Here is a 15,065-nt window from a genome sequence, read left to right on the forward strand (position 1 = left end):
GTCGCTCCTTAACCGTAGAATTTTTTGTTGTTAGCAGCCATGTCACGCAACATTTGTGGCGCTTCATAAGCCTTACCTAAATGTGCATATTTGTCGCAAAGCGCAACGTATTCAGCAACACCAGTCTGATCGATATAACGGCATGGGCCGCCACGGAATGGAGGGAAACCTACACCCATGATCATCGCCATATCTGCTTCAGAAGCAGTGGCAACGATATTGTCTTCTAAGCAACGAACGGTTTCGTTACAGAAAGTCAGCATCATACGGTCAATGATTTCTTGGTTATCAAACTCGCGTTTTTCACCAGTAATGAAAGGTGCAATGATTTCGTAAGCTGTTGGATCAACAGTTTTCGCTTTCTTGCCTTTCTTATCTAACACGTATTTGTAGAAACCAACGTCATTCTTTTGACCTAAACGTTTTGCTTCGTACATCGCTTCGATCGAACCTTTGTAGTCTGGCTTCATACGGTCTGGGAAACCTTCAGCCATGACTTCTGCGCCATGAACACCTGTATCGATACCCACCACGTCGATCAAGTATGCAGGACCCATTGGCCAACCGAATTTTTCCATGACTTTATCGATTTGCTGGAAGTCAGCACCATCTTTAAGCAATAGATCAAATGCACCAAAGTAAGGGAACAACACACGGTTCACCAAGAAACCTGGGCAGTCGTTTACAACGATTGGTGTTTTACCCATTTTCTGAGCTAGTACCACAGTAGTAGCAACTGCTTCTTCAGAGGTTTGTTCACCACGAATCACTTCAACCAATGGCATCATGTGAACTGGGTTAAAGAAGTGCATACCCACAAAGTTTTCAGGACGTTTAAGCGCTTTGGCCAAACGTGTGATTGAAATGGTTGAGGTATTCGAGGCAATAATCGTGTTATCACGGACTTTAGACTCTGTGTCGGCCAAAACCGCTTCTTTGACTTTTGGATTTTCAGTCACCGCTTCGATCACGATATCGACTTCTTTAAACTCGTCATAGCTTAAAGTTGGACGGATACGCGCTAAAGTTTCACCCATTTTTGCAGGAGTAAGCTTTTTGCGTTCTACTTGTTTGGTAAGTAAGCCATTGGCCTCTTTCATACCGAGTGCAAGTTGGGCATTACCAATATCTTTCATGATAATTGGGGTGCCTTTGCTTGCCGCTTGATAGGCAATACCGCCGCCCATGATCCCAGCGCCAAGAACCGCAGCCTGATTGACTGGGTGTGCACCTTTCTCATGTTGTTTAGAGGCTTTTTTTACGATCTGATCATTTAAGAATAGACCGATTAGTGCTTCAGCTTGTGGGGTGATCGCCGCTTTGGCAAAACCTTGCGCTTCTGCTTTTAGTGCATCATCACGACTTAAGCTTGCGCCTGCTTGTAAGGAATCAAGCATCAGTTTAGGTGCAGGGTATTGTGCAGGATTCGCTTTCGCCAGAACTGCGCCCTTCGCCGTATTAAAGGCCATCATTTGTTCAAGTGGATTTAACTTGATTGGATCAAGTTTTTCCTGACGTTTTGCTTTCCAGTCTAAACGACCCGCAATTGCTTGTTTCACCAAATCAATTGCCGCGTCCTGTAGCTTGTCAGCCGCAACCACAGCATCTACCGCGCCATCTTTGAGTGCAGCAGCAGGCTTTTTCGGAGCAGCCATCGCCATCCATTCAACTGCATTGTCGATACCAATTACGCGGCTTAAACGCACTGTACCGCCAAAACCAGGGAAAATACCGAGCTTGATTTCTGGTAAACCGACCTGCGCTTGTTCTGACATCACGCGATAGTCACAGACCAGACACATTTCAAAACCACCGCCCAATGCCATACCATTAATGGCAGCGACTTTAGGGATGTTTAAATCTTCAAAACTGCTAAAAATTTCATGTACAGGCAATGACCATTCAACAATGGCTTGTTCACCTTGCGCAAAATTTTGTCCAAACTCGGTAATATCTGCACCAACGATAAATGTTGATTTTGCAGAAGTGACGATTAAGCCTTTGATTTCAGCATTGGCTTTAACCGCAGCAATTGCCGCCTGAAAATCTTCAATGGTTGCACGGTTAAATTTGTTGACTGACTCACCTTGTAAGTCAAAGCGGAATTCTGCAATTCCGTCCGAAAGCATTTGGACGGTAATGGCATTGCCAGCGTGGATCATGCCTGATCTCCTTTATTTTGGAGGACTTCTACGTTGATGTGATGAAGCGTGTATGCATTTTCTGCACACAGTTATGCTCCGCTAATCTTACGATAACTATATCCAAAAACAGCATAACAAGTTGTATCAAGCCGTGACGCAAGGGTCATCTATTTTTGTTACCTGTTATTGCGCGTTTTTGTAAATAACGTTCCATAAGCATAGCTTGAGATAATGAACTTCCTGTTTCAATTCAATTTTTTTTAATCAAACCTGTATTTTTATAATAGATTCAGTGTCAAAAAAGTAGCCCTATTTTTGTAACCATTCTGTCAAAAAGGTCAATCAAGTGAATTATTTAATTGCCAGTTTCTGGGACAAGCTAGGTTAAATTGACAAAAAATAGCTTTTTTGTCATTGCTTTTGTTAAAATCTCTCGCCGTTAGCCACTGATCAGTGGCCGATCTTGTGAGTATGATTGCTCCGAGTTTTCTATCCTTTGAAAGAGTAGCGATATGATTAAATGGATCATATTAGCGATTTTTGTGATTTCAGCTTTATATATCCAAAATCGCGGAAAAGTACGACATTCGTTTTATCGTCAATTTTTTGATCATTCTACGATATTGGCACCGATCAATTTTTTGATGTACATCTTTTCAAAAGTGCCGAATCAACCTTATATCGATACGCAGCATTTTAAAGATTTGAAAGTGCTGGATGAAAACTGGGAAATGATCCGTGATGAGGCAAAAGCCTTATATGCACAGGGTGGAATCAAGGCATCAAGTACTTATAATGACTTGGGGTTCAATTCATTTTTTAAGACAGGCTGGAAACGCTTTTATTTAAAATGGTATGACTCTGCGCATCCCTCAGCAGCTGAGTTATGTCCGAAAACAACAGCTTTATTAAAAACTTTACCCACGATTAAAGCGGCCATGTTTACTGAACTTGCGCCACATAGTCGTCTGGTGCGGCATCGTGACCCGTATGCAGGTTCATTACGCTATCATTTGGGTTTGATCACGCCGAATGATGATCGTTGCTTTATTGATGTCGATGGTCAAATTTATTCATGGCGTGACGGTGAAAGTGTGGTGTTTGATGAAACCTATATTCACTATGCCGAAAACGGAACCGATGAAAACCGTATTATTTTCTTTGCGGATGTTGAACGTCCGTTGAAAACTCGTTTAATGGAAAAGTTTAATCACTGGTTTGGTAAAAATGTCATGACGGCTGCCAGCTCGCCGAATGAAACAGGCGACCAGACGGGAGGCTTAAACAAAGCCTTTGGTTATGTCTATCAAATTCGTTTAAAAGCCAAAGCCTTAAAAGCGAAAAACCGAAAATTATACTATTTCCTGAAATGGTTTTTGATGCTTGGCATTTTCTTCCTGATTTTTATTCGTCCTTATATGCCGCAGATCATTGAGTTCTTTCAAAAGATACTATGAGATAAGCGCCCTTAAGGGCGTTTTTTTATATTTGTCATCGATTTTGTCTTGGATGGTGGTTTTGGCCATTTGCAACGCTTTGCCCTTCCACGAGGTTCATGAGAAGATAAGCCCAGATTTATATATCGCATAAAATTTTAAAGATTGATTTGTTATTTATTGGGGAGTTTCGCATGCAGACCTTTCGTTCAAAAAAAGACTGGTGGATTTTGGGTTTTATCATTGCTGCAACAGGAATTTTATTGCAAATGCTTTGGAGCATGCAGCTTCGCGGAACTCTGCAAGAATATCCTGAACATGGCATTGTATATGCATTGGTGATACTTATTATGTGGTGGCCTGTGGTAAATACTCGTTATATCGTGACTCAGGATCATGTGATTATTCATAGTATGTTTTTAAAATGGATCATTTCACGAAGTGAAATCCAGAGCATGACGCCAACCAATAATCCAGTATCTGCACCAGCTTTATCACTGGATCGAATCAAGATTGATTATCAGAAAGATGGGAAAAACAAATCTGTATTGATTTCACCAAAAAATAAGCAGAAATTTATCGAAGCCTTAACGTTGGATCGTTCTCATCATTAAACTGTGAGTCTCTTTTTCTTGGTGAAAATGTTGCTCTAACAGCAAACAATCATATAAATGCTTGAAAAGAGAATGTTTGAGCACAACATACACTGATGTAGCCAAAGGAAAGCCAAGACATAGTGAATTCAACCGTGCGCCCACATATTGAAAAAATTCTTGCTCACATGACCCAATTACCCGGCGTTTATAAAATGCTGGGGAAGGATGGTGAGCTGCTCTATGTGGGCAAAGCCAAGAATTTAAAAAATCGGGTATCGAGTTATTTTGTCAAAACTATTGAGCATCCGAAAACTCAGGCCTTGGTGGCGCGTATCTATAATATCGAAACACTGGTCACCCGTTCAGAAACTGAAGCCTTATTACTCGAACAAAACCTGATCAAGCTACATCGCCCGCCGTACAATATTATGCTGCGCGATGATAAATCCTATGTATACATTTTTGTCTCGGCAGATAAACCCTATCCACGGATTGCCAGTGGACGCGGTAAAGGAAAGCATCAAGTCGGCAAATTTTTTGGACCGTATCCGAGTGCCTATAATGCTCGGGATACTCTATTGGTGTTGCAAAAACTATTTAATGTGCGTCAGTGTGAAAATAGCTTTTTTTCACAACGTAAACGGCCCTGCCTGCAATATCAGATCAAACGCTGTACTGCGCCTTGTGTCGGTTTGATTTCTCCACAGGAGTATAAGGAAGATGTGGATAACTCCATTCGTTTTCTACAGGGTGATACCCGCGAGCTCAATCAGGAACTGATTGCGAAAATGGAGCAAGCGGCAGAACAGCTTGAATTTGAAAAAGCAGTCTTTTATCGTGATCGTCTGGCGTTGCTACGTGAAGTTCAGGCCCAGCAAGCGGTATTTAAAGTGAAGGGTGAGGCCGATATTCTGGCGATTGCCCATCAAGCGGGTGTGACGTGTGTGCAGATTATGCATGTCCGTAATGGCCGCATGTTAGGGGGTAAAAGTTACTTTCCAGATATGCTCAGTGATGATCTGGGACAAATGCTGAGTGACTTTATGGCGAATTTTTATTTTCAGGTCGCCGATGAAGTTCCGAGTGAGTTAATCATTAATGTCGCATTGCCTGATAGTAAAGAGTTGGAACAGGCGCTCCATACCGAATTTGAGAAGAAAGTACAGATTAAACATAAGGTACGTGAAACCCGTGCCGAGTGGTTAGAACTGGCGCAGATGAATGTGCAGCATGCCATTAAAGGGCAACTCAGTAATCATCTGGAACTGAATGAGCGTTTTCACCAATTGGAACAAGTGGTGGGACGACCGATTGACCGGATTGAATGCTTTGACATCAGCCATACCATGGGTGAAGCCCCGATTGCATCTTGCGTGGTGTTTGATCAGGGCGGAGCGCGTAAGCGTGATTATCGTCAGTTTGCGATTCAGGATATCACGGGCGGTGACGATTACGCAGCCATGCGCCAAGCCTTAACACGCCGATATAAAAAGCATTTATTGCCAGATTTACTCTTGATTGATGGGGGTAAAGGACAACTGCATATGGCGATGGAGGTGATGCAGGATTTACAACTGGATGCCTTTATGGTGGGCGTATCTAAAGGGGAAGGGCGTAAACCCGGACTTGAAACTTTACATTTTACTGATGGCACCAAAATTCAATTACCTGAAGATCATAAAGCATTGCATTTGATTCAACAGGTGCGGGATGAAGCGCATCGTTTTGCGATTACCAAACATCGCGCTAAACGTGATAAACGCCGTGCAGGTTCAGTATTAGAAGCGATTCCCGGGCTTGGACCCAAACGTCGCCGTGATTTATTGACACACTTCGGTGGGATTCAGGGCGTACTCAAAGCCTCGGAAAAAGAGCTGACTTTGGTTCCGGGGCTTGGTCCAGCAATGGCACGAACCATTTATAAAATTTTGCATGAATAATTTTCGATTATTTTTTAGCAATAACGATCCTGTTTAAGAGTGACCAAAATGCTCAATGACTTGTGCGTCAATGATCATTTACATCTATAAAAAAGCATCACACTATGTGAAAGATCAATAAACTGGAAAAATAATATGTCACTTACACGGTTATTTCGTGAAATTGAACAACAGGAATGGATTGATTTACCAGAGGGTTGGTTACAGGGTCGCACGATTTTTGGAGGTCTGGCCGCAGGCGTTTTAATGCATAAAGCGCTGTGCACCATTGGGGATGAAAGCAAGCGTTTATTGAGCTGTAGTATTACTTTTGTCGGGCCAGTACAAGCGGGAAAAGCACGTATAACCGCTGAAATTTTGCGTCAGGGCAAGTCGGTCACCACACTTGAAGTACGCCTATGGCAGGAAAATGCGGTACAAAGTATTTTGATCGCGAGTTTTGGTACAGATCGTGATTCGAGTATTCATGTGCGTCAGGAGCCTGTGATCCCTGCTTATCCACTCGCGGATCAGTTAGCACCTTTACCTTTTGCTAAAATGATGCCTGAGTGTTATCAACATTTTGACCTGCGGTGGGCCGAAGGGAAATTTCCAATGATGGGAAGTCCAAGTCCAGATTTTGGCGGATGGGCAAGGTTTTCACCTGAAGAGCAAGCCAATCGTAAAATGACACTGGCAGATTTTGTCACACTGACTGATATCTGGCCACCCGGTGTATTGAGTATGTTTAAGACACTTGCACCAGCAAGTTCACTGACTTGGCACATCACGTTTATTCATTCTTTAAAAGAGCAATTACACGACTGGTTTAAATATAAAGTAGTAACTGAATATGCTGAGCATGGATATGCGACAGAACATGCTTATGTCTGGAATGAACAAGATCAATTACTGGCGATTTGCCGTCAGACGGTTACTGTATTTGCCTAGTCGACACTGTTGGGTATTTCGTATAAAGTTGGGCGTAGAAAATATTTTGCCTTATCTGAAATGTTGCATCGCCTTGTGGCGGCAATGAGGGGACTAAACTGGCGATGTCTATGACAACAGGACGCATACTGAATATCCCGAACATTTTAACACTTGCACGTATCGCATTGATTCCAGTTTTTTTATTGATTGCTTATTGGCCCCCTGCGATTGGGATCAATGAACATGAGGGGAGCTTTTTTAGGCATCTTATTTTGACTGCAATCTTTGTGCTCGCTGCAATTACCGACTGGTTTGATGGTTATCTGGCTCGTGCACTCAATCAAAGCTCTGCTTTTGGACGTTTTTTAGATCCCGTTGCAGATAAATTGATGGTGGCAGCAGCCCTGATTGTACTGGTGCAATGGCAACCTACGATCGCAATGGCCTTTGCTGCGATTGTGATTATTTCCCGTGAAATTACCGTGTCTGCCTTGCGTGAGTGGATGGCTGAATTAGGGGCAAGAACCAACGTTGCGGTGTCAACCGTAGGTAAATATAAAACCGCCTTTCAAATGATTGCGATTAGTGTATTTTTACTCAATTGGCAGCCGCTTGAATTACTGGCTTATGCATTGTTATATACAGCGGTGATTTTAACCTTATGGTCGATGTTTATTTATTTAAAGGCAGCTTGGCCGTATCTGAAACAGCCTTAAGCATTTAAAGCCTTTCTGATGAAAGGCTTTTTTAACGAAACATCTAATGTCGTGCAAGAATCGGGTCGTCAGGGTCTATGCTTTGATTTACAGTAAAACTGAATACAGGAGTGTTGATGATGAAAAACGTATCCTCCAGCCAGTTTACTGTGATGGCAAGCATGATTGAATATGCCTATCAGCATTTTGATGACCAACCTAGTCTGGAACAAATGGCCGCAAGGGTGGGTTTAAGCCCGAGCTATGCACAGCGCCAGTTTCAGGAATGGGTTGGCATTAGCCCAAAAAAATTTGTGCAATACTTGAGTCTGCAACGCGCCAAAGCCTTATTACAACAGCGCCATAGTATTTTGGAGACTGCACTGGAAACTGGGCTGTCAGGTACTGGACGTTTGCATGATTTATTTGTACACATTGAAGGGATGACACCCGGAGAATATAAACAACAAGGGCAATCTCTACGGATTATTTATTCGATAGAAGCGACACCGTTTGGTGAGATTTTCATTGCAAGTACAAATAAAGCCATTTGTTCAATTCAGTTTTTATCAGATGCATTGACTGATTTGACAGCACTTGATGAATTGCAGCAGCGCTTTGCGTTGGCTGAGTTTCAGCAGCAATCCACTGAACTTCATCAGCAGGTTAGTGCATGGTTCCAGCATGATTTTAAGTCTAATTTGCAGCAAAAAATTCCACTACGTTTGCAGGGGACGCCTTTTCAGCTCAAAGTTTGGGAAGCACTGTTAAAGATTCCAGAAGGCCAGTTGAGCAGTTATCAACAGATTGCCGAGCAAATTGGTCATCCCAAAGCGGTTCGTGCAGTGGCCAGTGCCGTTGCGCAAAATCCAATCGCGTATTTAATCCCATGCCATCGTGTGATTCGATCTACAGGTGTGATTGGTGAATATCATTGGACTCAGGCACGTAAACTGGCACTGTTGTCATGGGAAATGGCAAAACAGGAGCAAGCGGTATGACGCTGGACTTATTTGCTCCTGATCCACAGACCAATGTGCTGCCTTATGAGGGGGAAGTACAGGATTATGGTCTATTCCTCCACCCTGAACAGGCTGAATTTTATTTTCATTATTTGCTTGAACATTTGCCATGGCGGCATGATGAAGCCAAACTTTATGGAAAACATTTTATTACCCCGCGTAAAGTCGCATGGTATGGCGATGCACATTATCGCTATGCTTATTCAGGGGTAATGCGTGATTCCTTGCCGTGGGATGAGCAGTTATTTGTACTCAAGCAGAGTATTGAGCAATTGCTTGGCGAGCAGTTTAATTCCTGTCTGGCTAATTTATACGAAGAAGGGACACAGGGAATGGCGTGGCATAGTGATGGTGATATGTCTTTGGCCGAGCAAACCACGATCGCCTCTTTGAGTTTAGGCGCCACTCGAAAATTTTGTTTTCGGCATATCAGTACCAAAGAAAAAATTGAAATGCTGCTGCAATCGGGTCAGCTCATTGTCATGCGGGGTGTCACTCAACAGCGCTGGCAGCATGCGATTATGAAGTCACAAAAAATTTTGCAGCCCCGTATCAATTTAACTTTTAGACAGTTTTTGCTTTAAATCATTATACGAGACGTTTTAACTATGGGTTTCTTCATCTTCTAGTGTTTTGGCAATTTTGTCGATATTTAAACTTTTCGCCATCGCATCAAAGATGTCTTTATACGCCCCAGTCTGTAAATACAACTGTTCGTGTTCACCATGTTCCACAATTTCACCATCCTGCATCACATAAATATAATCAGCATCGATAATTTGTGACAAGCTATGGGAAATCATAATCACGGTACGACCTTGTTTAATTTGATCTAAGCTATGTTTGATTTGCTCGGTGGCAATCGCATCTAAACTCGCTGTGGGTTCATCCAGAAAAATAATCGGTGGATCTTTTAGAAACATCCGTGCCAGTGCGATACGTTGTTGTTGTCCACCTGAAAGCATCAGTGCATCGGTATCATAACCTTGCGCCAAATGACTGATTTGTTCATGAATAGAGGCTTTTTTTGCCGCAACAATCACTTCATCCAGACTGGCATCCATTTTGCCATAGCGGATATTGTCCAGAATGGAACCCTGAAAGATATGATTTTTTTGCAGTACTAAACCAATATGATCACGTAAATAGTGCGTATCGATCTGATTGAGATTGACTCCATCCAGTAGAATTTCGCCTGAGTCGGGTTGATAAAATTTATCGAGTAAGCTAATTAACGTAGATTTTCCCGCCCCTGATAGTCCGACTAAGGCCGTAATTTTATTTGGCTGAATCAGCATATTGATGTTTTTTAATGCCTGATGCCCATTTTCATAACTAAAATTGACCTGCTTAAGTTCAAATTGTCCGTGAATGATCGGTTTGAGATGACCACTATCTTCAATTTCGTCATCAGCATTTAAAATTTGAAAGAAACTTTCTGAATAAATCATGGCATCATTCACTTCATCATAAATGCGATGTAGTGAACGAATCGGGGCAGAAACATTATTGAACAATAAAATATGGTACATGATCATTCCAATACTCATTTGTCCTGCCAGAACAAAATAAGAAGTCAGGATAATAATCAGCACAATGCCAATCTGTTCAAGAAAAGTTTTGACGCCATCAAATATAAAACTGGTCTGACGGGTATGCATTTGATTGTCAGTCAGATCGCGCTGTAGCTTAAGTTGTTTTTCGGCTTCTATTTCTTCACGATTAAATGATTTAATCACGGTAATCGACTGGATAATGCCTAAAATGCCCTGACTCTTTTTTTCACGACCATCGCGTAAACGACGTCGCCATCCTCCCAGTTTTTGTGCCTGCTTAAAGGTCAACCAGAAATAAATCGGGACAATCATTAATGCGACTAGACCAATCCAGAAATTGGCGTAGAACATCAGTCCTAAAGCAATAATCGCACTGGTAAATAGCGGTAAAATATCAATAAAGAAAATTTGTACCAGACGCGTCAGCGAGCCAATGCCCCGATCGATACGGGTTTGTAATTTACCTGCCTGATTTTTTTCCTGATTAAAAAAAGTCAGGCGATACGTTAGAAACTTCTCAATAATGCCTTGAGCCAAATCCTGTGAAACATAAATACGCAGTTTTTCACCGTAATATTTTTGTCCAAATTGAACTAAGGCATTGAGGATTTCTTTCCCCAGTAAGATCGCTGAAATCGTGGCTAAAATCATCCAGCCTTCATTGAGTCCTTTTCCTGCTTCGACCAGTGCATTAATCCGATCAACTGCATATTGCAGAGTGAGCGCATTGACCTGAGCCGTGAGTGCGCCAATCAATGTTAAAATGAGCGTGGCGATGACCAATAGCCGATATGGTCGTACAAAAGGGCGTAGTTGTTGAAAAAGATGCCAGAAATTCATGTGGTGTTTATTGTTGTATGGCTTAGAGTCGATCTACATTAGCTTCAGTCTAAAAAGCAAAAATAAGATGTTCAAGAGGGTGTTATGTAACAAGAAAAAAGCTCATGAGATCAACATGAGCTTTTTACTCTGAGGAGGAGTGTCTTCGGATGAAAACGACTTAATTTCATGGAAAATTAAGCTTTAATGAAGAACAATTTCATTATATGAGAATTTGATTGAAATTTCAAACATCGCTGCTATGAAAAATAAATGAAATTTTCATATCGTGTTAAATCAAGCTATTGACTGGGTTTCGTTCATTTTGTGAAAGCGTCAGAAACTTATGTTCAATTTGAGCAGCATTACTTTTTAAAATTTCAATCAATTTCTCGATATGAATAAATTCAAAACGATTTTTTGAGGCCACAATGGTGAGTGCCAAAGGCGACTCTTTATTGGTGGACAGTTTAATCGGCACAGATAAACCTGAAACATTAGGATCAAGTTCGCCGTGAGATAAATAAAACCCTTGTTTTTTTATTTTTTTCATACGAGCCAGAAAACTGTCTTCATCCTGCGCAAACCCAACCTCAGCCAGTTGTGTTGCAAAACGTTGATAATAATCCTGAATTTGGCGTTTTGGGAGCTGGGCAATAATCACTTTAGGTGACGAACCCATGTATACTGGTCGTGGACAACCGCGCCCATAGGACAGCAGGTCTGTATTGCGAAACACTTCATGATGCAAATCAATACAATAATCACGATTGAGATGGGTTAACAAACAACATAATTCGGTGCGTTCTGCGATATCCTTCATAAACGGACTGCTGATTTGCACCAGTGGGTCAGTGGTGCGCGAGATATAGTCCAAGACTGCAATTTTTGAACCGAGGGTGTAATCACCTGATGTACCGCTGATGCGCTGTAGAATATCGGCAGAAACCAGTTCTTTTAAATAACGATAGCTGGTCGGTTTGGACAGACCTAGCTCATCGCAAATATGATCGACATTAATCACAGGCCGTGATACCGAAAATAAATCCAGAACCGTTAAAATTTTGCCAAAGCTTGAAAGCGCCATGATTACCTACTTTGCTAAAGAACCATCAGAAACACGTGCGGAATTATCTGTTATAACAAATTGCGACACACCTTGCAGTCTAAATTAGTCGACGCTAATTAATTGATCTCATCAAAAAACAACGCTGAACCAAGCTTAAAATACAATTAATTATCATAATAAGATATTTTGTTGACTATTTTTTGTTTTTTTGCCAAAATTATCCAAATAAAATATCCAATGAAGAAGTTTTCATCAAGTCAAATGCACGCTGTGAAATTTTTTCATCCATCTGTGGTTCATCCTTAACCAATGTTTTGACTGCCTTTTACAACAACAGATAAAAGCCGTAGTTCTAAACGCTTGTTAAGCGATAATCTGATTATAAAATGATCTTTCTGAACTGAGTGTAAACCAACATTTACAGCAGATTGCGGCTGTTGTGCGATTGAAAAAAAGCATGACATCGATGGATTATGCGTATAGATCAAGCACTCACTAGGGAATACTGGTTTTGAGATCAATTCATGTTATTTAAACAGATACTGGCGTTTAGACCATCGCGCATGGATTTGATTTTTGCGGTCAAAACCTTTATCGCGATGATGCTTGCTTTGTATACCGCATTTGTACTGGATTTAACTTATCCCATGTGGGCAGCAGGTACGGTGATTATCATTGCCCAGCCTTATGCAGGTATGGTCTCATCCAAAGCCTTGTATCGTCTTACTGGAACGATTCTGGGCGGTATTCTGGCGATTTTCTTTACCCCGCGTCTAATTGATATGCCCATTCTGTTTACCTGTATTTTGTCGATATGGGTAGGCGTATGTTTATATATTTCCTTGCTGGATCGTACCCCGCGAAGTTATGTATTTATGTTGGCGGGTTATACCACGGTCATGATTGCCTGTAGCTCAATTTATAATATTGATAGCCATAGTGTGTTTGATATGGCCTTAAGTCGGGTACTGGAAATTTCTATTGCGGTGATCTGTAGTGCGGTTGTTTCTGCAACCATTTTCCCTGCACACTTGGGCGCACAACTTCAGCAACGTGTTCAAAAAACGCTGGATGATACGCGTGATGTCTTTGCCAGTATTTTAACCGATCAGCAGCACAGCCAGAGTTATACTCAACTTTTGGGGCATATTGCCCGCGATACGACCGATATTCACGGCCTCGCGGTACATCTGGCCTATGAAAGTGGCGAATTGCATGGTATGACCAAGCCGATACAGGAATTACTGCATCAGGAAACCATGGTGGTTGCTAATCTGGTGTCAATGTCAGAACGTATTTTTCAATTGGATCAAATTGATCAACATTATCGTTTAGGCTTAGAGCAACTGCATCAGCATGTTGTCAGTTTCTTACGTGCGCAGACCGATATCCACGAATCTGAATTGAATCAATTACCGCCAGAGTTTGAATCCGATTTTGAACATTTATTGGTACTTAGTCAGCCACAACAAGAAATTATGCTGGATGCCTTAAAAATGGATATCCGTCATTTTATTCAAAATGTGATGGCGGTGAAGTTACTTTGGCAACTGATCAATAAAGGTGAAAAGCGTATTCCAGATACGATTGCCACCATTACCACACAATATCCGAGTCTACATCGCGATCATGGTATTGCAGTGCGTAGTTCGATTGCTGCTGCCGTTGCAACAGCGACGTCATTTTTACTCTGGATTTATACGGGGTGGCATGCGGGATATATGATGGCGCAATTAACTGCGGTCAGTGCCTGTATTTTGTCTACAATGGATAATCCGATTCCAGCATTAAAGACGTTTATTCGTGGCTCGGTTTACGCTGCAATCCTGACCATCATCTATGCGTTTACCATCATGCCGCAAGTTCACGCATTTTGGCAGTTAGCTGTGGTCTTGGCTCCGTTGGTGATTTATCTGGCCAGCATGTTCCCTACACCGATGTTGATGATGTTGGCATTGCCGATGCTGATTAACTTTATTATGAGTTTGAATTTGCAAAATCGCTATGCGATGGATGCGGTTATCTTGATGGATACCGCAATGGCGGGCGTGGTTGGACCGATTATTTCTATTTTGGCGATTTATTTTATTCGTGCTATGTCGCCAGAAACCAGTGCCCGTCGTATTTTGAGTTTACATTATCGCGCCTTAAAGGAAGCGTTGTATATTCCCTATGGTTCAGCGTTTCGCATTCATTTACGCAGTATGCTGGATCGTATCGGGGTGTTAAATACCAAACTGGTTCAGTCTGATGGGTTAAAACATGCCATGAATCTGGCACTGATTGAAACCAGTGCGGTGGTCAATCTCAGTCGGATTGCCGAGTTAAGCCAAAATAGTAAAACCTTGCCTGAGCTAAAACAGGCATTAAAGCATTTACAACAGTTGTTGGAAGCCAGTTTTCGTGATCAGGAAAAGCATATTGCGTTGAATACGGTTCTAAAAGATAAAGTATTGGCGCAAATGGACTATATTGAAACACTGGTGCTCAATGAACCAGGTATTGAAGTGAAACATCGGATTCAAATGAGTATGAATAATATTCGTAGTAGCATTTTCCATGTGCAAAAAAATGGCGAAGACCATCAAGCGTTAAATGGAGCTGTACATGGGTGAGTTCAATCTGTATGGCGTTTATGTGCCGACATTGCTGATTCAGGCGATTTTGGCCTATTTATTCTTCAAGCTCGTGACTTTGGTGAGCAATCGATGGATTGCTGCGGGATGGATTGGATTTCCAGGCATTTTTAATTTAAGTCTATATGTGTTGATGTTGATGCTCGTACACTGGATATTTTTGGCGATTCAGACCTAAGATCTCAACCGTATCTAAAATCAATGTACGCTCTATGACATGATTCACATCAGTTTTAACGA

At 41.7% G+C, this 15,065-nt stretch carries 12 protein-coding genes; 9 read left to right on the forward strand and 3 right to left on the reverse strand.

The window, feature by feature from the left end; all coding sequences use genetic code 11:
• Positions 1-8: 8 nt before the first annotated feature.
• Complete coding sequence (fadB, locus tag J500_RS03340) at positions 9-2,162, reverse strand: fatty acid oxidation complex subunit alpha FadB (RefSeq protein ID WP_034698170.1); 2,154 nt, start codon at positions 2,160-2,162, stop codon at positions 9-11.
• Positions 2,163-2,656: 494 nt separating this feature from the next.
• Here fadB and lpxO point away from each other — a divergent pair, with 494 nt between their 5' ends.
• The 7 genes from lpxO to J500_RS03375 all read left to right on the forward strand — a co-directional run bounded on the left by lpxO (position 2,657) and on the right by J500_RS03375 (position 9,329).
• Positions 2,657-3,601, forward strand: coding sequence for a lipid A hydroxylase LpxO (gene lpxO, locus J500_RS03345; protein ID WP_004991713.1), 945 nt, complete (start codon positions 2,657-2,659; stop codon positions 3,599-3,601).
• Between the two features lie 173 nt (positions 3,602-3,774).
• On the forward strand, positions 3,775-4,194 hold the full coding sequence (locus tag J500_RS03350; RefSeq protein WP_004994293.1) for a PH domain-containing protein: 420 nt from the start codon (positions 3,775-3,777) through the stop codon (positions 4,192-4,194).
• Between the two features lie 122 nt (positions 4,195-4,316).
• Positions 4,317-6,116 carry an excinuclease ABC subunit UvrC gene (uvrC, locus tag J500_RS03355; protein ID WP_034698174.1) on the forward strand — a complete coding sequence of 600 codons (1,800 nt, stop codon included), beginning with the start codon at positions 4,317-4,319 and terminating at the stop codon, positions 6,114-6,116.
• A gap of 135 nt (positions 6,117-6,251) precedes the next feature.
• Entirely contained in the window at positions 6,252-7,046 is a 795-nt protein-coding gene (locus J500_RS03360; protein WP_004994290.1) for a thioesterase family protein, read from the forward strand.
• 110 nt (positions 7,047-7,156) lie between these two features.
• Positions 7,157-7,744: a CDP-diacylglycerol--glycerol-3-phosphate 3-phosphatidyltransferase gene (gene pgsA / locus J500_RS03365; protein ID WP_010588585.1), complete on the forward strand. Its 588-nt coding sequence runs from the start codon at positions 7,157-7,159 to the stop codon at positions 7,742-7,744.
• Between the two features lie 119 nt (positions 7,745-7,863).
• Entirely contained in the window at positions 7,864-8,724 is an 861-nt protein-coding gene (locus J500_RS03370) for a bifunctional transcriptional activator/DNA repair enzyme AdaA (RefSeq protein WP_004994287.1), read from the forward strand.
• Positions 8,721-9,329 (forward strand): alpha-ketoglutarate-dependent dioxygenase AlkB family protein, encoded by a 609-nt coding sequence (locus J500_RS03375; RefSeq protein WP_004994284.1) that lies wholly within the window; start codon positions 8,721-8,723, stop codon positions 9,327-9,329. The genes J500_RS03370 and J500_RS03375 overlap by 4 nt, the downstream gene beginning before the upstream one ends.
• An 18-nt stretch (positions 9,330-9,347) precedes the next feature.
• Here J500_RS03375 and J500_RS03380 read toward each other — a convergent pair whose 3' ends face one another.
• The gene (locus J500_RS03380) at positions 9,348-11,141 is read right to left on the reverse strand and encodes an ABC transporter ATP-binding protein (protein WP_004994281.1); all 1,794 of its coding nucleotides are present in this window, start codon (positions 11,139-11,141) and stop codon (positions 9,348-9,350) included.
• Positions 11,142-11,412: 271 nt separating this feature from the next.
• Positions 11,413-12,207, reverse strand: coding sequence for an IclR family transcriptional regulator (locus J500_RS03385; protein ID WP_004994279.1), 795 nt, complete (start codon positions 12,205-12,207; stop codon positions 11,413-11,415).
• 506 nt (positions 12,208-12,713) lie between these two features.
• On the opposite strand from J500_RS03385, the gene J500_RS03390 reads away from it, so the two are divergent.
• Both J500_RS03390 and J500_RS03395 read left to right on the forward strand, forming a co-directional pair.
• Positions 12,714-14,804 carry an FUSC family protein gene (locus J500_RS03390; protein WP_004994277.1) on the forward strand — a complete coding sequence of 697 codons (2,091 nt, stop codon included), beginning with the start codon at positions 12,714-12,716 and terminating at the stop codon, positions 14,802-14,804.
• Complete coding sequence (locus J500_RS03395; protein ID WP_004994275.1) at positions 14,797-15,003, forward strand: DUF1656 domain-containing protein; 207 nt, start codon at positions 14,797-14,799, stop codon at positions 15,001-15,003. Before J500_RS03390 ends, J500_RS03395 begins: the two co-directional genes overlap by 8 nt.
• Positions 15,004-15,065 lie beyond the last annotated feature (62 nt).

Source organism: Acinetobacter sp. 479375 (genome assembly GCF_000581715.1).
GTDB lineage: Bacteria > Pseudomonadota > Gammaproteobacteria > Pseudomonadales > Moraxellaceae > Acinetobacter > Acinetobacter ursingii.